Below are 20,795 nucleotides of genomic sequence, written 5' to 3' on the forward strand. Positions count from 1 at the left end.
TTAACCCATGTAGTCAACCGAAAAGTCCTGTTTCAACATGCCACAGCCGCATCCTCTCTGAGCTGCAGAAACAGTGCGTCAGTCTCAAGATGCGGTGGGACTTGCGCGGCGCTATCAATCGACAATATCGATCGATCTAAATCGATTTATTAATCTTGACGGCAGTATTTGTTCTCATGCATCATCCCTGTTCTAGAGAACGCTTACCCGGTCGGAGTGACGCGAAATTAAGCGCAAGAAAATACGCACCGCAAATCTCATTGCGCATTAGCGCGCTCTCTGCTTCAGAGAGCCATTCGCTCTTGTGTGGATGTAGTTCGCTGTTTCGAGAAAACGATTGCTAAGGCGCCATAGTACCCAGCATCAGTCTCGTATGGATGATAGCTTTCAACCCCAGTGTATGTGGGATTGCGAAGAGTGCTTCGGTTTTGATCTATGCACAAGTACAGGCGCAGATGCAGATCGTTCGCAGAACAGTGTAATGCAACCTCGAACGGACTTCTGCGCGATGAGGGAACGAGTCCATAACAATTCACCACACATGAAAGACGTATTTGCAGGAAAGAGAGGCTAGAATGAACAAACCAATCGTAGACAACATCGGAAAAGCAGAATCTAGTGGCTTCCAGAAACATCCTTTGTCGAAACAGAAACTGTGCACATTGTTGGCCATGTTACTTGGTAGTGTGATGGCCGTTTGGAGTCAGGCTACCAACTCGGCAGATCTTACTGGTACCGTTACAGACACTTCGGGTGCCGTAATCCCAAATGTGTCGATTACGGTAAAGGATGTTGACAAAGGAGTGGTTCATAGTTACCAAACGAATCAATCGGGGTTGTATGATACGGGACCTATTGTTCCAGATGACCACTATGTCGTGACATTCAAACTGCAGGGTTTTGAAACATTGCAGCGCGGTCCAATGATTTTACGCGTTGGACGTATCGGAATGAATGTTGAACTTGGAGTTGGACAGGCGACGCAACAGGTTGTGGTGAACGAAAGCGCACCGCTGTTAGAAACGGCGACTCCGGAGCTTTCCTCTACTCTTCCGGAAGACACGCTACAAGCACTTCCCCAAGTTGGATCGCCAGACTGGCAGCAAAATATCGTACTGTTGCCTGGAACCAAGGGAACTCCGTCTGGGTACAATAACACCACTAATCCCGGCATGGGAGGCGTCTCAGCCAATGGCAGTATGCCTTTTTCCACAGCACTGCTAGATGGCGCCATGTCGAACTCTCCGCAGGCTGACAATGTTATTGTCATGCCGGTGTTTGACGCGATTGCTGAAGTCAAGATCAGTGATTCGATGTTCTCGGCGCAGTATCCGACTGGTGGCATTCTATATAACCAGATCACTAAGGGCGGTAGCAACAGTATTCATGGAATGGCCTATGACTACATACAGAATACTGCGTTTAAAGCTGCGACCTATGCTTTTGGAACGGGCTCTGTGGCACCGCTGAATTACAACGATTTTGGCGGTAATCTTGGAGGCCCTGCTCTGAAGAGCCGCGTCTTTCTGTTCTTTGATTGGGATCATACTATTAGCCATGGCGGAGGAAGTCCGAGCTTTATTAACGTTCCTACCGAGGCAATGCGCAGAGGCAATTTTACTGGCCTGCCAACCATTTATGATCCAACTTCCCAGATCGTCAATGCTACAACCGGTATCGTTACTCGTAAATCTTTTGCCGATGAGAATGGAAACGGCAATGTGATTCCCACTACGATGCTTGATTCCGTAGCAAAGAAGATCCAGGCTTATTTCCCAGCGCCGACGCCTGGTTTAACGGGCACTACGAACAACTACGAGTACATATTGAATTCCACAACGAGCATCCAGAAGTATTTTGGCCGTATTGACGCGGATATAACACCAAGCAATCGTATTACTGGATCGGCTTCACACAATCAAAACGATTCGCCTGCTCTTAGTCCAGTTTGCCCCATTGACTGCGACCATACGTTTACAACTGGCAATGTCATTAGCCAGCTTTCGGATGTGTGGACGCTCAATACAAATCTGATTAACGAGGCCAGAGTCGGATTCTACGGAGAATACGATAACGAAACGCCGGACTCTATTGGTAAGGGTTATCCGACGCAGTTAGGTTTGCAGTTTGCCAAAGTAGATGCGTTTCCAATGGTTAATGTCAGTGGGTTCTACGAATTACAACTTGGTACCAACTTCATCGACAAAGAGAATTTGTTTGATTTGTCGGACACGGTAACCTGGATTCATGGAAAGCATGTAGTCCATGCGGGCGGTCAGGCAATCATCGAGCGCGTTGATGCCACGGATTGGGGCGGGATTAACCCATCCAACGTATCTTTCAACGGCGGCTATACCGCTAGCAGCAACAATACAACTTCAACCACAGGTAGCGCCTATGCCGATTTCCTTTTGGGCTATGTGAATGGCTGGTCTGCCAGCAACCACCCGGAATATGGTGGACGGCAAAAGGGTGGTGCCGCCTTTGTGCAGGATGACTGGAAGGCGACTCCTAAGTTGACGTTCAACCTTGGACTTCGTTGGGAGGGAAGGACGGGATGGTCCGAAGTATCGGGCAACTCGCTTAGCTTCGATCCAACGCTCACTAACCCAGCGAATGGCGAGTTGGGTGCAATGTGGTATCAGTCCACGCATGCGAATGGGCGTACGGCTCTCCAAAGTTCGCGCTTCAACAACTGGTTGCCACGTATTGGTGTCGCATATCAACTGACATCCAAAACGACTGTGCGCAGTGGATTCGGCATTTATTCGTTCCCGTGGAGCGCATTGTGGGCATCGGGACAGGGATCGGCATACGGAACGAGCGGGTCTGAGTCTGATTCGACTTCCAACGCCTACCCGGTTGTGATGCTTTCTGCGGATGGAAATACGAATTATCAGGGAAGCAAAGGATCGAGCATCAATTCTCTGTTTGTTTCTGCGCCTAACCAGCCACAATCATACAATGGTCAGAGCGTAGGCTATGAGCAATATCACACTCCAATTCCGATTCTAAAGGAATGGAATTTGGATATTCAGCGTCAGCTTACAGACAACATGATGGCTGAGGTTGCGTATATTGGAAGCCGTGGCACGAACCTTCCTTATATCACGGATCTGAATCAGGTTCCTGTAAGTGAACTCGGAGTCAATGACTCTACATATCGTCCGTACCAGGCGTATCAGAGTATTACTGGTTTCAATTCCAAGGGCGTTTCAAACTACAACGGATTTGAGGCCGTAATTGCTCGCCGCATGAGCAACGGCATTGAGTTTAACTTCAACTACACGTGGTCACACATGTTGTCAAACCAGGATTCTTCTGGCTGGAACTCCTTGCAGGGAACGCAGGCATACCAGAATGCCTATGATCCTTCCTCGAATTACGGAGCCTCCAACTTCGATGTTCGCAACATGTTTAAGGGGCAGGTAATTTACGAGCTTCCGTTTGGAAAGGGGCGTAAGTTCTTTAACCAGAACCAAGCCTTAAATGAGGCGATTGGAGGATGGACACTATCAGGAACTTGGCTGGGGCAGGGCGGAAATCCATTTACTCCCTACATGCTCACCAACAACAGCTATGCCCTTTCTTCCAACATGGAGTGGTATCCAAATCAAGTCGGAAATCCAAAGTCGCATAATGCCGGCGTTAATGGATGGTTTAACACGGACGCATATGCAGCACCGACTGCCGGAACGCTTGGAAACACGAGAAGAAACAGCGTGTATGGTCCAGGGTTGCATGTGATGAATATGGCAATCCGGAAAAACTTCCCGATTTACCGGAATGTCTCATTCAACTTTAGCGCAAGCGCTTCCAATGTCTTGAACCATCCATCTTTTGGCCTGCCAGATCAGGTAATTGGCACCGGACACTCAGCGACAATTCGTTCGGTCACTGAAGGTGGCCGTTCGCTCGAACTCGTTGGCAAGCTTGTGTTTTAATCCTCTCGCATACCTCCTTTTGCGCGGCTATGTTTTTTATTGAATATAGCCGCGCGTTTTTTAAGAGCGTAATTGCGGAACTCCAGCAGATACCTTGATCTCAAAGTTGATTTATAAAACCAATACCTGGCCTCCAACAAATGGAAAGGATGCTGAGTTGAAACGAATCACGCGACGAGCATTTCTGACGAATTTTGCGAAAACAATTTCTCTGGCTATGCTGTGCGTTTTTCAGCATAGCGTAAATTTGCAATCGGTTGCGTATTCGCAGACGTCGTTTCAGAATCCGGTTCTATGGGAGGATCTGGCCGACGGGGATGTATTGCGCGTTGGCGACCGGTATTACTACTCGGCATCGAACATGCATTACTCGCCCGGGGCTCCAGTCTTGAGCTCCACGGACCTTGTGCACTGGAATTACATCGGTCATTCGGTGCCAGTACTTGATTTCGGTCCTTCTTACAACCTCGATGGCGGCAGCGCTTATGTGCGCGGTACCTGGGCTTCTTTCCTCGGTTATCGGAAGAGCAATCAGACGTTCTATTGGGGTGGCTGCATAGATTTCAACAAGACCTATATTTATACGGCCAAGGCGGCAGAAGGTCCCTGGCAAAGACATGCAATATTGGGCAAGTGTTATTATGACGCCAGTTTTCTCGTGGATGACGACGATACGATGTATATCTCCTACGGGAATACGACTCTGCACGTTGCACAACTCTCTGCTGACGTCACCAAAGAAGTACGATCCGAAATTGTTTTTACTGCACAGAAAGAAATTGGCATGTTAGAAGGTTCGCGCATCTACAAGATTCAAGGTAACTATTATATTTTCACTACGAAGCCGGCTAATGCTGAGTACGTATTAAAGTCCTCCTCCGGACCGTTTGGACCGTACACGGCGCACGTGTTTGTGGAAGACGCGACCAGCCCCGTTGCGGGTGCGGGACATCCGCACCAGGGTGGTATCGTGCAGACGGCGGCGGGTGCTTGGTACTACATGGCTTTTATCGATGCCTATCCTGGCGGACGATTACCGGTGCTTGCGCCAATGCGCTGGAATGCGGATGGATGGCCAGAGTTGGAATTGCAAAAGGGTGCGTGGGGAAATTCCTATCCATTGCCGGTAATACCCGCAACGCAGTCGAGCAGAACGCAGTTTTCCGATTCATTTCATACGTCGAAACTCGGTCCAGAGTGGGAATGGAATCACAATCCCGACAACACGAAGTGGCTGACAGGGCGAGGACTACTGCTGAAAACCGCAACTGTCACAGATGACCTCTATCAGGCTCGCAATACGCTTACACACCGTATACCTGGGCCAGAATCCACGGTAACGGTTTCAATTCAGCTCTCGCAGATGAAAGACGGCGATAACACGGGTTTAGCCATGCTTAGAGATACATCAGCATGGGTTGGAGTTGTGAAAGAAAAAGGTTCTTACAATGTCGTTCTTAAAACTAATTTGACGATGCGCGAGGGATGGAAAACTGCGAACAAGGGTGATATAGAAAAAAGCATCGTAGTTTCTGGCAACAGAATCTGGCTTCGTATCTCGACTGACATACATCCAGGCGTAGATCGACATGCGCAATTTTTCTATAGCACTGACGGTAGAAGCTTTCAAGCAATTGGTGATCCGGTGAAGTTGAATGACTCGTGGAACTTCTTCATGGGATATCGCTTTGCCATTTTCAACTATGCAACTCAATCTTTGGGAGGCAAAGTCATTGTTTCGAGTTTTGATATCCTTCCATCCCAATAACTTTAATCAACGCTGGAAGACGGAATCTGGTTAGGGTTCAATCGCGGCGGACGGTGGAATGTGCAATACGGAGGCATCTACGTTCTATTCAACAGTAGGCAGAAAGAGGTGTGAAATGATCCAGAGGAAATATATTGCTGCGGGATTTTTAGCGATTGTGGCGCTCGTAACCCAGGCAAAGGCACAGGTGGAGACGAAGGTTCCCGCAGTCGTTCCTGATGCAAAACCTGTAACTGTCGAGCACATCAAGGTACATGGAAGATCTTTAGAGGGGAATCTTGAAGGCGAGGCAATAGATCGCGACGTCCTGGTCTTTCTGCCTCCGAGTTATAGCAAGGATGAGTCCCGGCGCTACCCAGTAGTGTATGGCCTACATGGATACTTTATCGGTGCAGAGCAGTGGTCGCACGAGATTCACGTGCCGCAAACGGTTGAAGGCGCGTTCGCTCGCGGAGTCGGAGAGATGATTGTTGTCCTGCCAGACGCAAAGACCATCTACAACGGTTCAATGTATTCAAACTCAGTAACGACCGGAAACTTTGAGGATTTTGTAGCACAGGATCTGGTTGCCTACATTGACGCACATTACCGCACGATTCCCGACCGTGCAAGTCGCGGTCTTGTGGGGCATTCGATGGGTGGCTACGGTGCGTCTCGGATCGGCATGAAGCATGCGGATGTCTATGGAGCACTCTATATCATGAGTCCGTGCTGTATGTCTGCACGTCCATCCGGCCCGGACGACAAGCAGTTGGAAGATGCCGTGGCTCATGCCAAAACGCCAGCAGATCTTGCAGGAATCCCCGTATTTGCCAAGGCTCAGTTGGCAGTTGCAGCAGCTTGGTCGCCGAATCCTAAGAATCCTCCTCTTTATCTGGATCTGCCGACAAAAGGAGGTGTAGTCCAGCCAGATGTGATTGCCAAGTGGACCGCCAATGCGCCATTGGTATTTGTTGATCAGTATATTGGCAATTTGCGGAAATATCGGGCCATTGCCATGGATGTAGGCGACCAAGATGGATTGCGCATCGATGCTGGAAAACTACACCAGGTGCTGGATGACAACGGAATCCCTAATTCCTTTGAGGTTTATCCGGGAACGCATACCAGTGCGGTCGCGGATCGATTTCAGAATTATGTGCTTCCGTTCTTTGCGCGGAATTTGAGTTTTGCACCGGCTTCGACAAAGTGACAGTTCTGACGCAGATTTTTAAATTTACAGGATCCTCTGTCTTGTCTAGATGATTGCCATGCAGTCTGATTTTTCGATTGCATCAGAAGTGAGCGGTAGTTGCGCATTCTTGGTTCAACTAGCGCTCACTTCTTGCTATAAACCATGCCTGTATGCTGGCAGTGAAGGAGACAACGCTCGTTCCTGTCGTAGGATTTGTTCCAAATGAAACAGTAACGCCACTGGGAAGGCTGCTGGCGTCTAAAAGGCTACGGGTGATCCTCCGGCTTTGCCGGGGGATACTTACCCAGAAAAAATAATGGACTTGCGCGGAGGGCTCTAACCAACTGCAAGCGGCGCTCAGTCAAGACTGAGCGCCGCTTGCAGTATTGCAGGTTTATGGTCGCGACTATTCCGGCAGCACTATGCTGATTTTTACTTCGGTAGTGTCCAGAGCCGAAGGAGAAACCTTGAGTGCGATCTCCTCATGCTATTCATTCGGATCAACTTATGTAAAAGCGTGAACCGCTCCTTTGGCAGGATGAAATTCGACTCCGCGGTGTATAAAGGCGCTCTAGCAGGGCACCAGAGTGCTCTCCGCTTTCAACCGATTCTGCTTTTCCGAGTTCGCGTTCTGGAGAGTATCAGGAATCAGTAGTTTTGACAAAAATAAACGTTTGTTTTAAAGTCTTGTTTAGGTGAGTATGAAACCACTAACAACCAAATTGAAGGGCGATGAGGTGCGGCGAAGGCTTATTGAAATCGCCGGTCAGATCTTCGCCGAAACAGGCTATGAGGCGGCCACTGTTCGTCAGATTACCGATAGGGCAAAGGTGAACATTGCTGCGGTGAACTACTACTTCGGAGACAAGTTCCAACTGTATCGCGCTGTTTTACAGTCGGTCACAGAGAGGCTGCTCGAGCTGTTGAAACAATCTTGCGTCGAAGGTTCGGCCGAGGAGCGGTTGCGCAACCTGGTCCACTGCGTTCTGGAGGTATCCAGTAGCAGTGAAGAACCCATGTGGGTACATCTGCTCATGGCGCGCGAGCTTGTAGAACAGCACGATGATAAGACGGAATTGTTTATCGAGGCGATTCGGCCGATCCACGAGATTACGGCTTCCATTGTGACAGATCTATTGGGAGAGCAAGCCGATCCAGTCGCAATCCGAATTGCTACGGGTTTGGTGATTCCCATTTGCGTGAACCGAATACCGCAGCAGCGGATTGAGCAGAAACTCTATTTGGGAACAGACTTCAGCCAAGTCAGCTTGGAAGAGATGGTTGAACTGCTTTATCGGTTCCTTTTGGCTGGAATTCGGGGACTATCGGAGAGGCGTTTTTCCTAATAAGCACGTCGCAAGCTGATATTCCGAAACAAAACACCAATGAAACACTCTGTCGGTCGATTGTTTAGGTACAGACAGGAGAGGGAGCCATGAGATTTTTTGTCTTTAATTTTCGCCCAGATGTGAAAACTGGCCTGCAAGCGGCCTCGCTATTGCTGATGAGCAGCCTGCTGATCGCGACGGGCTGCAAGAAATCGTCCGTAGCCGGTGCCCCGCCTTCTCTGGAGGTTGCTGTGGCGACGGCTGAGCAGCGGGATGTACCCATCTATGGAGAATGGGTTGGCAATCTCGATGGTTTCGTCAATGCCCAGATTCAGCCACAGGTCTCCGGATATCTGATCCGGCAGGATTACCACGAAGGCCAGCAGGTTCACAAAGGGCAGGTTCTGTTCGAGATTGACGAGCGCCCATTTCAAGCAGCTCTCGATCAGGCTCAGGGACAACTGGCGCAGGCGCGGGCGCAGCTAGAATTGAGCCGCATCAACGTACGGCGCGATCAACCCCTGGTTGCAGCTCATGCACTGGCGCAAAGCCAGTTGGATAACGACACTCAGCAGGCCGCGCAGTATGCGGCCGTAGTGCAGAGTGATGAAGCTTCGGTGCGCACGGCGGAGTTGAATCTTGGATGGACCAAGGTGCGTTCGTTGGTGGATGGTGTTGCGGGCAAGGCCGTGATGCAGGTTGGCAATCTGGTCAGTACGACGACCGCACTGACGACGGTTTCACAGGTCAATCCGATCAAGGCATACTTCGCAATCAGTGAACAGGAATATCTGAATCTGTCAGACTCAGCCAAGCGCCAGGGAGTGACCGATCTGCTGCGCGTTGGCAGCAAGATTCCGCTAGAACTGTCACTGTCCAACGGGCAGGTTTATCCACAAAAAGGAACGATTGTATTTGTAGATCGCGGCGTGGATAACACGACGGGCACCATCATGGTTGCGGGAGCCTTTCTGAATTCATCCAATCTACTGCGTCCTGGCCAGTATGCCAAGGTGCGGGCACTGACCAATGTGCAGAAGAATGCAATTCTGGTGCCGCAGCGCGCGGTGATGGATCAGCAAGGGCAGCATTTGGTTGTGGTGGTTGGACCGAACAATATGACAGAAACCCGGATTGTGACAGTGGGTAGCCAGGTGGGCAGTGACTGGATCATTACCAGCGGTATTCGCGCTGGCGACCGAGTTGTTACCGAAGGCAATGGCAAGATTCGTGGACCAATGCCCGTTCGCCCGGTCGCTGAGCAGGCGACTGCGCAGGGAGGCCGCTAATGATTTCGAAGTTCTTTATTCGTCGTCCTGTATTTGCCATAGTGATCTCAATCATTATGGTGATCGTGGGCGTCGTATCCTTACTCAGTCTTCCGACGGCGCAATATCCCGATATGGTTCCACCAGAAATTCAGGTGCGCGCCAGTTATGCCGGTGCCGATGCCATCACGATGACGCAGTCGGTCGCTACACCGATTGAGCAGCAGATGAGCGGCGTCGATCACATGAACTACATGTACTCGACCAACGCCAACAATGGATCGACGGCTCTAACGGTTAATTTCAAAACAGGGACGGACCCGAACACGGATCAAATTCTGACGCAGTTGCGCTATTCCCAAGCGCAGGCACAGTTGCCAGCTCAGGTTACGACGGCGGGCGTAACGGTGCAGAAGGCACTGTCGTCGCCGTTGGTGATCTTCAGCTTGGTGTCGCCTAATGGAACATATGACGCCAGCTATCTGTCCAACTACGCATACATCAACCTCGTGGATCAGCTCTCGCGCGTAGAGGGTATTGGCCGCGTACAGATTCTGGGGTCCTCTCAATACGCCATGCGCATCTGGGTCAAGCCAGATCAAATGGCGAAGTTAGGCATTACGGTCACGCAAATTACATCGGCGCTTCAGGCGCAAAACGATGTTCACCCTGCGGGTAGTGTGGGTGGTGAGCCGACCAACAATCCGGAGCAGTTCACATATGCTGTTCGTTCGGATGGCCGTCTGGTCAGTGAGGAACAGTTTGGCAACATCGTTTTGCGCGCATCGCCGAATGGTGAAATCGTACGCCTGAAGGATGTGGCGCGCATCGAGTTGGGCGCGCAAGACTATTCCATGCAGAGCCGCGCCAACGGCAAACCTTCGGCCACGATTGCTCTCTATCAGTTGCCAGGATCGAATGCCGTGCAGGCTGTGAACAATGCGCGCGCCGAGATGGAAAAGGTCTCCAAGAGTTTTCCTCAGGATGTGAACTATGTTGTCTCTCTGGATACAACCAGAGCCGTCAATGCAGGCATCAAGGAGATCATCGAGACGCTGGTTATCGCGCTGCTTCTCGTCATGCTGGTTGTTTATATCTTCCTGCAGAGTTGGCGCGCAACACTGATTCCACTGCTTGCTGTCCCGGTCTCTTTGATCGGTACTTTTGCCATATTCCCAGCTCTTGGATTCAGTATCAACACACTCTCTCTGTTTGGATTGGTGCTGGCCATTGGCCTGGTAGTCGACGATGCCATCGTAGTAGTCGAAGCGGTCGAGCACCACATTGCGGAAGGATTGAGCCCCAAAGATGCGTCCTTCAAGGCGATGGAAGAAGTTTCCAGTCCGGTCATTGCCATTGCGCTTATCCTGGCTGCTGTCTTCATTCCCACCGCCTTTGTTGCTGGCATCAAAGGGCGGCTATATGAGCAGTTCTCCATCACGATTGCTGTCTCTGTTCTCATCTCAGCTTTTAATGCCTTAACACTCAGCCCGGCGCTCTGTGCGCTTCTTCTGAAGCCTAAACAGAAAAGAACTGGGCCGTTGGGACGTTTCTTCGCTTGGTTTAACCAGACATTTGTGCGTGGTACCAATGCTTATGTAAGAACTTCGGGAATGCTGATCCGGCGTTTTTCAATTGCACTGGTGCTATTGGCGGTTTTTAGCGTGGTCGGAATTATGATTGGCGGCCGTCTCCCAACCTCCTTCCTTCCGGAAGAAGATCAGGGCTACATGATGGTCAGTCTGCAACTTCCCTATGCGTCTTCGATGGCACGTACATCAGAGGCTGCTACGCAGGTGGAAGGCATTCTGATGAAAACACCTGGTATAGAAAATGTGTCTACGGTTCTCGGATTCAATCTGGTTTCCGGCGCGCAAAGCACCTACAACGCCTTCTTCTTTGCGGAACTGAAGGATTGGGATCAACGCAAGGGCAAAGCTGAGGAATACGAGACAATCAAGCAGTCTTTGCAGCGTCTCCCCGGCGAGGTTCGCAACGGCCTTGCTTTTTCGATCACACCGCCCGCGATTCAAGGTGTAGGTGCATCGGGTGGCGTTACATTCGTTCTGGAAGATCGTTCCGGCAAACAGAGTACGGACTATTTGGCAGACAACACGGATCGTTTTATTGCCGCGGCTTCGAAGCGTCCTGAAATTGCCATGGCTCTGACAACCGCTCTACCGCATGTACCGCAGATCAATGTGGAAGTGGATCGAGCCAAGGCTATGCAGCAGGGCGTCAATCTGAGCGATGTCTATCAGACGATGCAGACCTTCATGGGCGGCTATCTGGTCAACTACTTCAATCGCTTCGGTCGGCAGTGGCAGACCTACGTCGCGGCCGATGCGGATGCACGATCCAGCATCGATAACATCGGTCGTTTCTACGTGCAATCGAGTAACGGAAATCGTGTCCCGCTCAATGCTTTAGTCAACGTAAAGCATATCTCTGGACCGGAATTCAATATGCGCTACAACGAGTACAACGCATCGCAGATCCTGGTTACAGGTGCTCCTGGCTATAGCTCTGGCCAGGTAATGGCGGCTCTTGAAGATGTTTTTCACCAAACGATGCCATCCGACATGGGCTATGACTATATGGGCATGTCGTATCAGGAGAAGGAAGCGCAAAAGGGAACATCGTCTCTGATGACCTATAGCTTCTCGATCATCTTCGTGTTCCTCATTCTAGCTGCGCAGTATGAAAGCTGGACATTGCCATTCAGCGTACTGCTGGGTACTCCGCTGGCAATCTTCGGCGCATATCTGGCCTTATGGTCTCGTTCTCTTGAAAATAACGTTTATGCGCAGATCGGCTTGGTGATGTTAATCGGACTGGCTGCAAAAAATGCCATTCTGATTGTCGAATATGCCAAGGCTAATTTGACGGCAGGCACACCGTTGGTTGAAGCCGCGCTTACGGGGGCCCGTATTCGTTTGCGACCGATTTTGATGACGGCCTTTGCGTTCATTCTTGGTTGCGTCCCTTTGTGGGTGGCAACGGGATCGGGTGCACAGGCGCGACGCACGCTGGGTACAACGTGCATTGGTGGCATGTTGGCTGCTTCGCTGTTGGAGATCTTTCTGATTCCTGTGCTCTTCGTGCTCGTGGAACGCGTCGCGCACCGCTTTAGCAAGGAAAAACTGCCTGTAAGGCAGGAGCCTTCATCGGAACCCGATCAACTGGGAGGTGCACAATGAACGCGCTGATCACCGCACGCAATCTGACTACCGTAGCAAGCCTTATGGTCGCTTTGACAATGGCTGGATGCCGCGTTGGTCCGGACTACAAGCGTCCCGTAGTGCCTACGGCTCCCGCATACCGCGGTGCCGATGAACCTGTTGCGGCCGGTGCTGCTGCGGGGAGTACTCCGCAGCCCGATGTAGCGAAGAAGAGTCTGGGCGACGAAAAATGGTGGAGCGTTTTTGGCGATCCACAGTTGCAGGAGTTGATTCGCAAGGGCCTCGCACAGAACTACGATGTGCGCGTTGCAGCCGAGCGCATTGTGCAGGCGCAGGCGCAATTGGGCGTTACCAATGCTGACCTGTATCCTTCGTTGAACGGTACCTCCTCCTTCACCAGTCAGCGCTATGCCAAGGGGGAGTTCGGTTCCGATCCCGTTCTGACCAACTTTGGCAAGCTGGGCTTGTCGGCTTCGTGGACACCGGACTTCTGGGGAAAATACCGGAGGGCTTCGGAAGCGGCGCGTGCGCAATTGCTCGGTTACGAGTGGGCGCGCCGGGCTGTGCTTGATACAGTAGTTTCCAATATCGCTACTGCGTACTTCCAGTTGCGTACACTCGATATGCAATTGGAAATCAATCAGAAGACCCTGGCCTCGCGTCAGGATTCTCTCAAGCTGACACGAACGCTTGAAGCGGGCGGAAGTGATTCCATGCTTGATGTCCGTGAGGCCGAGCAACTTGTTTTTACTTCACAAGCGCAGATTGCGGATTTGGAACGGCAGATAGAACAACAGGAGGATACTCTTTCCACGCTGCTCGGTGATACTCCGCACTCCATTGCGCGTGGCCAGAGCATCGACCAACAGCCTCTGCTCCCATCGGTTCCAACTGGAGTTCCGTCCGAACTGCTCGAACGCCGCCCGGACATTCAGCAAGCGGAAACCGCTCTGATTGCGGCCAACGCAGAGATCGGTGTGGCCCGTGCGGCTTATTTCCCGCAGATTTCACTGACGGGCGCTGCAGGCTCAGACTCCAATGCACTCTCGCGTCTCTTTACTGGTCCAAGCTATGCCTGGAACTACGGTCCCAGCCTGAGTGTGCCGATCTTCGACGCTAAACGGATTCGCAACAACGTGCGTGTAAGCGAATCGGAGCAGCGCCAGGCCGTGCTCACCTATCAACAGACAATCGCCAATGCTTTTCGCGATATCTCCAAGGCGCTGATCGCATACCGCAAATATCGCGAGTATCGTGAACACGAAGAAGAGATTGTCACTTCTGCTGCCGACGCCTTGCATCTGTCGAAGATTCGTTACGAGCAGGGACAATCGTCGTATCTTGATGTGCTAACCAACGACCATACTTATCTGTCGGCGCAGTTGGATTTGGCGACAGCAAAGCAGAACGAATTGCTGTCGCTGGTCCAGGTCTACGGTGCCCTGGGCGGCGGTTGGCAGCAATGATTCTATTGCTGCCAGAGCAGCGCGCTATGTGCTATCAGAAGAGAAGGCCGAGTGAGTTGAGCCTGTTCGATCCTTTTTAGAGTAAAAGCCAAGCGAATGTACCAATGGACAATCCTTTCAGGGTGGCCTTTTCCTCAAGGAAAAAGCCACCTTGAGTCCTCTCTGCAAGGGGACGTTCACCCTGATTATGGTCTAGCTAGACGCTGACTCCTCATCGGGTACAGCCCACGGTGACGGAAACATCTCGATTCCAAGGTGTTTCAACTTCAGTGGTCCCCTTAACCAGACAGCCAACAGGGTAGCGGCCTAACAACCGCTGCCATCACCACCGCACGCCGGCGCGGACAGGTGAGGTGTGCCTGTTCGCATGACCGCCACATTTCAACAACCAGGTGAATGTCATGTTGAAAGCAATCACGAATGAATAAAATCGGCGAAGGTTGCTGCGACAGTGTAGACCATTCCATTACACTCCGGCTTGGCATCTGCTGGACGCTTCTTTCATTGCTGCGCAAAAGCCCGTCGTCCTACCCTCTAGCGAGCGCCTGCCACGCAGGCGGGTCATCTTGGCCCACCCGACGGTCTGGTCCTCTGGCATCCAGTACAATTTTTATTTGTCAAACTGTTGACCAGTCTGCCACCAGATATGACGTAATGCAGTTACGTTAGCCAAATCGCTTACGATCACGTTCAATTGCCTGATGAATCTCTTCGGACTGCATCTGATTCATCAAAGTATTTGGGAATTCGTCCGTACATGTTAACCGCCGTATGGATGGCCTGTAATGTTTGCTGCAATATATCCAGAGTGTCTGACAGATTGGTGAGCATACTTAGGAGTTGAGGCGATGTGGCAATTTCCTTATCGTCGGAATAGTGCTCCGGATGATTTGTAGTAACAAGCAAGCGGATGGGGCCTTTGTCGCCATTCTTTTTGCGTATCCTATCCATGGTTTTGTGTATGAGAGGGTGGGGCGGTTGCATCAAAAGTAGTCGAGCCGCAGTCTTCCATGGAAGATTGAGGTCCAGAAAGACCACTAGCGGATAAGGGGCGTTCTTCGCTATTGCATCATTCAGGGGCTTGCCAATTGGCATACTGTACTCATCTTCTTTTTCTCGTGTACCAGGTTGCCCCAACACTCCGGGCCGATGCCTACTTTTGGCTTCCACTGATACTTCCTGCTTAGTAATGCGGTGAGTGGCAGTAAATTCAGCATGGCGGGTTGATTCGTCATGCTCATCCTCATGTTCAATATCGAATCCAGCCCGAATGCAGATCGCTTCTGCAAACAGTTCATGCCGTGCACCTTTGAATTGATCGCTGTTCTTCAGTCGCTCAACTAAATGTTTGTCCAAACGCGCGGTATCGTTCACTACCCAGAGGTCGTAGGCAAAGCAGAAATACCCGAGCATTGGCCCCGTCATCTGCGAAAAGGAGATTCCTTCCGGTGTCATCTCCTGTTTGTTCATGTACGTCATAGCCGTGTACCGCATCTCCATGATCGGATGTCGCGTACCTCTGGGCTTTGCTATTTCAGCTTCAAACCACTCGCGTCCAAAGATATTCTGAAAGAAGTTGAGCAGGATGTCTGTGAAGTATTTCGCCTTATCTGCGGGTTGCCAGACCTGCCTTCCCCCTGCAATAACCAACTTGTAGCCATTGACTTCAAGCGCCTTTGGCGGTCGAACATGGCCGAATTGCCGGATGTATTCCTGATCCTTCTGATGCTGCTCTTACGCGTCCTTTGCTGTTGAATGGCCTGCTTGATGTTCCGGTAAACTTCCACATAGTGACCGAGTGGCATCCGGTCGACAACAGCAAAGCCCGCAAAGAGATCGCCAATCGCCGCCGACATCATCACAACTCCAAAACCAGCTTTGTCTCCAATCTTCAGGACCATCAGAACGCTGGGCCACGCGATGAGCTGGTCGATGACTCGAAAGAGGCCGCAGTTGCCGAACTCGGCAACGCTCTGACGGTGCTGAGTATGGAGGGCAATAACTTCGACGAATTTACGTTGTCCGTTGTCATCCACGATGAGGACCACGCCAGAGTGGAACACGCCGTCGAGGAGTTTCAGAAGCTCTTCACTCAGCATGATGGCCTGTTGTACGAAGAGCATTACAACCTGCTCAACGCATTCTTCGCCACGATCTCCGGCAACCGGCAGTTAAGCTGTGGGCGCTCAATTCCAACTATGCCGCCCTGTCGTTCTTATTTACCGTTGATGCCGGTTCCCCGTGGAATCCGCATCTGGAGAAGGAATACCTCGTCGCTCTTGAATCGACGCATGGCACGCCTTACTACCTGAATCTGCACTCCGGTGATGTGGCGCATACGCTGCTGCTGGGCGCAACTGGTTCGGGCAATACATCCTCGGATATCTCTGGAATTACTTCAGCATGGCTCAATGCTCTTGACCTTGGCAACCCCAGTCCCAACGGAAAGTAGTGGGAGGAATCGATGCAGGACAACCCATTCACCTTTCTTGGATTGGCAATCAGCCAATTGCTTTCGTCTAAGAGCACTGTACTCCAGGCCACGGGACTCGACATCTTCCGTGGCTTGGCCGTGATCCTGATCGTCTGGTTTGGCGTGAAATCCGCCCCCTCCGCCTTGCAGGGTTTCGGCGGAGGATTTCAATTCGCCAAATTCGCCGGCCTGATTCTGATAATTTCCTTTGGTCTGGGCATGTTGACGTGCTGCTCGACGCCGATTCCCGGCGTCTGCTACAGCTTCAGCGATCTCATGACTCAGGAAGCGCTCAATCTCTCCGGCGAGATCGAGTCCGACCAGACACAGCAGATCGCCACCACCATGGTCAATGCCGAGCAGCAACTCGGCACGTCACCGGGCAGTTTCAACATTTTGGAAGACCAAACCTTTCTCATTATCGCGTTGCTCCTGGCGGCGATGCAGGCCGTTTCCTTCGCCGTGATCGCCTACGGCTATGTTGCCTCAGCCATATGTGTACTGATTGGCCCGATCTTCATCCTGTGGTTCATCGTGCCGAAGCTCGATTGGCTCTTCTGGGGATGGTTCAAGGCCTTCATCGGCTTGAGCTTCTACCTGGTGACGGCCTTGGCATTCATCTATATATTCTCAAAGGTACTGACCTCGATGTTCAGTGTCATTGGCACAATCAGCATCTTGAACGCGCTGACGATTCTGCCCGCGTTGTTTATTACGCTCCTCGTTTGCATCTTTGGTTTACTCAAGATTCCGGAACTGACGGAATCTATCCTCAGCGGCCGCAGTGGAACCGAGAACCGCAACATCTTCCGAACCGATTCACGCGAAATCCAAAACTCACGCGCCACCGCTTGTTGACTTCGCGCATCCACCAATACTGCGCGCCGTACGCGTCCGTATATGTCCACGAAATGCATCCCTCCGGTGTTCCACGAAACCTGATAAAAAGCAATAGTTCGTGGACTCAAGATCCGGCGGTGGCCTACTTTTACTCCGCCGCAAAACACCGCTTCCGCAGTGTTCTGTGGTCTATTTATCTCTGGCGCTCATAGATGACGCCCGGTACTTGGACAGCTTCTGCCGTCGCGGTTCACTGGTAATTGCCGCCCTCGCCAGTCAAGTACTGACGTAATCCGGAGGTCCGATGCACCAACGAAAAAGAATCAGCCTTCCCACTTGACTGGAACTACTCAGATCACTGTTAGCTGGTGGTCGTTATGTTAGTGGAAATGATCGTTAAAGATTTCGGGGTGCTTCAGAAAGCAGCAGAATAATTGCTTTCTCTCCTCGGAACTCGTTACTTAAGTCCATTGTCGATGGTAACTTTACATACAGAAAAAAAGGTTTTAGCATCGCTTTCGCTATGGCAGAACTATCGCTCAATCCTTGAGTTTTGCTTGCTTGTCGACTTACATGTATTCAATTTTATGCTGAGGAATCGTGTGCCTGAAGACAGGCAAAAAATATCGCCCTAGAGCTAGTTGGGCGATCAAGTATGAAACGTGCCAGTGCCGCATGTTTTCCTGCCGTGTGAGTTATTTCTCTGTCGATCGAGAGATTCACACGGGAGGTTTGAATCTACTGTGTTTTTGGCTGCCGTCATCACACAAAAAACGCACGTCGCAATAACGCCAGAAAATCGGTTCACCCAACATCGACGAGGCGTTTCTTTATCGGCATCATGCGCGAAACATGTTCTTGCGCGATATTACGTGAGCATGTTTTCGGATGCACAGGAGGAACAATGAATCTTGTAGGCCGTTTCACAACCCAACGGACATGCATACGTCGGATGAGCAAGTACTTTGCCTCTGTACTTGCAGTTTTGTTTGTATTGAGCAGTACGTCAGCACTTTTCGCACAGCATGTGAGCAATCCGTATGCCGGAGCAACCCAGTATGTCAACCCAGACTACACCACAGAAGTCAATACTGCCATTGCGGCACAAACGTCAGGCTCCACGCTGGCCAAGCAGATGGCGGTTGTATCCACCTATTCCACTGCCGTTTGGCTGGACAAGATTGCGGCCATCAACGGCGGGACAGCAAACGGTGGTCGTCTGGGATTGCAGGGCCACATCACAGCAGCGCTTGCGCAGCAAGCGGCATCGGGTTCATCCGACCCGATTGTGGTTACGCTGGTGATTTATGATCTGCCTGATCGCGACTGCGCCGCGCTTGCTTCCAATGGTGAACTCAGCATTGCTGGTGGCGATACGCCCATCGGCAGCAGCACGCCACTGACGGGAACAGGGCTGCAAGAATACGAAAATGATTTCATTACCCCCATCTACAACATTCTTGCGCAATATGAGAGCAATACAAATATTCGCTTTGTGCTTGTAGTGGAAGATGATTCGCTGCCGAACATGATTACCAATACCGGCTTGAGCTATACGTTGGCCAACTGCGTTGCAGCCAACAATGGTGATAGCTATCCCACACTGTCAATGAATGGCGTGTACGTGCAGGCCATTCGCTATGCGCTCAATCAGTTTCACTCGTTGACCAATGTCTACAACTACCTTGACGTAGGGCACCATGGATGGCTTGGCTGGCCGGCCAACATGACCCTTGCGGTTCCGTATTTCTATGATGTGGCAGTGGGAACAACGGATGGTGTGAGCAGCATCGACGGTTTCATCACGAATACGGCCAACTATGGTCCAACCAAAGAACCGTTCATGACCGCAACGGAAGAAGTAGGCGGCAGCGAAGTCTACTCATCCACCTTCTATCAATGGAACCCGGAAATTGATGAAGAAGACTATGCGCAGACTTTCTATACAAATCTTGTTGCCGAAGGATTTCCTTCCACTATAGGTTTTCTGATTGACACTTCCCGCAATGGCTGGGGTGGCAGCGCACGGCCAACAGCGGCTAGCACCAGCACCGTTCTTGATACCTTCGTGGATGCAACGAAGATTGACGAACGCGATGACATGGGCCAATGGTGTAATCAGAGCAATGCCGGAATTGGCGTGCCGCCAACAGTAACCCCGGGGTATTTTGCCAATCTGTATGCCTACGTTTGGGTAAAGCCTCCGGGAGAATCGGATGGAAACTATCCGGGCAGTGTGTATAACGGAGTTACTTCAACCACTGGCGACAACAACTGCAACCCTGCTCACGACAATGCGCTGGCCAACAATATGGTCACCGATGCTCTGGCGAACTCTCCCTCTGCAGGAACCTTCTGGACCGCGGAGTTCGCAATGTTGGTTGAAAATGCCTATCCGGTGATTGCAACCACAACTACGGCCAGTTTTACCCTGGCACCTTCGTCGAGCACGCTGTCGGTAACGGCAGGAAGCACGGCAACTGACACCGTCACCGTAACTGATGTAAACAGCTTTAGCGGAAGCGTTACGCTCGCAGCTTCTGGCTTGCCGACTGGCGTCACCGCAGCCTTTGGCACCAACCCCACCACCGGAAGCAGTGTAGTTACATTCACCGCTAGCAGCTCGGCAACCGCTGGTACTTCCACCGTTACCATTACCGGAACCTCCGGCACGCTTACTGAAACCACCACTATTGCGTTGACGGTGAGCGCCGCATCAACGGGCAGTTTCACCATCGCGCCGTCATCGAGCACGCTATCGGTAACGCCAGGAAGCACTGCAACCGACACGATCACCGTGACCGATGTAAACAGCTTCAGCGGCAGCGTTACACTCGTGGCTTCTGGTTTACCGACTGGCGTCACTGCGACCTTTGGCACCAACCCCACCACCGGCAGCAGTGTGATTACATTCACCGCTGGCAGCTCGGCAACCGTCGGCACTTCCACCGTCACCGTCACCGGAACCTCCGGCTCGCTGACTGCAACCACCACCATCGCGCTCACCGTGCAGGCTGCATCGACGAGCTTTGCCTGCCATGTTGGCTACACCATTTCCAGTCAGTGGGCAGGAGGATTTGGCGCCGCCATCAGCATTGAGAACACCAGCAGCACGGCCATTACCAGTTGGACGCTGACCTGGACCTTCGCCAACGGACAGACCATTTCGCAGCTCTGGAATGGTTCTGAATCGCAAAGCGGATCGGTCGTCACAGTGACCAACTTGAGTTACAACGGCAGCATCGCCGCCGGTGCAACTCTGTCGGGCATGGGATTCAATGGCACATGGAACAACACCACCAACGCCGTGCCCACGTCCTTTGCTGTCAACGGTACTACCTGCCAGTAAGCG

The 20,795-nt window shown here is 51.6% G+C and carries 11 protein-coding genes; 10 read left to right on the forward strand and 1 reads right to left on the reverse strand.

Annotation, left to right across the window (positions count from 1 at the left end; all coding sequences use genetic code 11):
- Positions 1–575 precede the first annotated feature (575 nt).
- The 7 genes from ACOBR2_RS15680 (at position 576) to ACOBR2_RS15710 (ending at position 14,130) form a co-directional block, all read left to right on the forward strand.
- Positions 576–3,944 carry a TonB-dependent receptor domain-containing protein gene (locus ACOBR2_RS15680; RefSeq protein WP_420237050.1) on the forward strand — a complete coding sequence of 1,123 codons (3,369 nt, stop codon included), beginning with the start codon at positions 576–578 and terminating at the stop codon, positions 3,942–3,944.
- Positions 3,945–4,050: 106 nt separating this feature from the next.
- A complete protein-coding gene (locus ACOBR2_RS15685; protein WP_420237051.1) occupies positions 4,051–5,712 on the forward strand; it encodes a glycoside hydrolase 43 family protein in 1,662 nt (553 codons plus the stop codon).
- 115 nt (positions 5,713–5,827) lie between these two features.
- On the forward strand, positions 5,828–6,904 hold the full coding sequence (locus ACOBR2_RS15690; protein WP_420237052.1) for an alpha/beta hydrolase: 1,077 nt from the start codon (positions 5,828–5,830) through the stop codon (positions 6,902–6,904).
- A gap of 683 nt (positions 6,905–7,587) precedes the next feature.
- Complete coding sequence (locus ACOBR2_RS15695; RefSeq protein WP_420237053.1) at positions 7,588–8,232, forward strand: TetR/AcrR family transcriptional regulator; 645 nt, start codon at positions 7,588–7,590, stop codon at positions 8,230–8,232.
- Positions 8,233–8,321: 89 nt separating this feature from the next.
- On the forward strand, positions 8,322–9,503 hold the full coding sequence (locus tag ACOBR2_RS15700; RefSeq protein ID WP_420237054.1) for an efflux RND transporter periplasmic adaptor subunit: 1,182 nt from the start codon (positions 8,322–8,324) through the stop codon (positions 9,501–9,503).
- Positions 9,503–12,682, forward strand: coding sequence for an efflux RND transporter permease subunit (locus tag ACOBR2_RS15705; protein WP_420237055.1), 3,180 nt, complete (start codon positions 9,503–9,505; stop codon positions 12,680–12,682). The genes ACOBR2_RS15700 and ACOBR2_RS15705 overlap by 1 nt, the downstream gene beginning before the upstream one ends.
- Positions 12,679–14,130, forward strand: coding sequence for an efflux transporter outer membrane subunit (locus ACOBR2_RS15710; RefSeq protein WP_420237056.1), 1,452 nt, complete (start codon positions 12,679–12,681; stop codon positions 14,128–14,130). The genes ACOBR2_RS15705 and ACOBR2_RS15710 overlap by 4 nt, the downstream gene beginning before the upstream one ends.
- A gap of 690 nt (positions 14,131–14,820) precedes the next feature.
- Here the strand turns inward: ACOBR2_RS15710 and ACOBR2_RS15715 are convergent.
- Positions 14,821–15,780 carry a hypothetical protein gene (locus tag ACOBR2_RS15715; protein WP_420237057.1) on the reverse strand — a complete coding sequence of 320 codons (960 nt, stop codon included), beginning with the start codon at positions 15,778–15,780 and terminating at the stop codon, positions 14,821–14,823.
- 26 nt (positions 15,781–15,806) lie between these two features.
- On the opposite strand from ACOBR2_RS15715, the gene ACOBR2_RS15720 reads away from it, so the two are divergent.
- The 3 genes from ACOBR2_RS15720 (at position 15,807) to ACOBR2_RS15730 (ending at position 20,792) form a co-directional block, all read left to right on the forward strand.
- Positions 15,807–16,442: a hypothetical protein gene (locus tag ACOBR2_RS15720; protein ID WP_420237058.1), complete on the forward strand. Its 636-nt coding sequence runs from the start codon at positions 15,807–15,809 to the stop codon at positions 16,440–16,442.
- 152 nt (positions 16,443–16,594) lie between these two features.
- The gene (locus ACOBR2_RS15725) at positions 16,595–17,461 is read left to right on the forward strand and encodes a type IV secretion system protein (RefSeq protein WP_420237059.1); all 867 of its coding nucleotides are present in this window, start codon (positions 16,595–16,597) and stop codon (positions 17,459–17,461) included.
- A gap of 1,009 nt (positions 17,462–18,470) precedes the next feature.
- Positions 18,471–20,792: a glycoside hydrolase family 6 protein gene (locus tag ACOBR2_RS15730; RefSeq protein ID WP_420237060.1), complete on the forward strand. Its 2,322-nt coding sequence runs from the start codon at positions 18,471–18,473 to the stop codon at positions 20,790–20,792.
- Positions 20,793–20,795 lie beyond the last annotated feature (3 nt).

This window comes from Telmatobacter bradus, assembly GCF_048629425.1.
In the GTDB taxonomy this organism is placed as follows: domain Bacteria; phylum Acidobacteriota; class Terriglobia; order Terriglobales; family Acidobacteriaceae; genus Telmatobacter; species Telmatobacter bradus.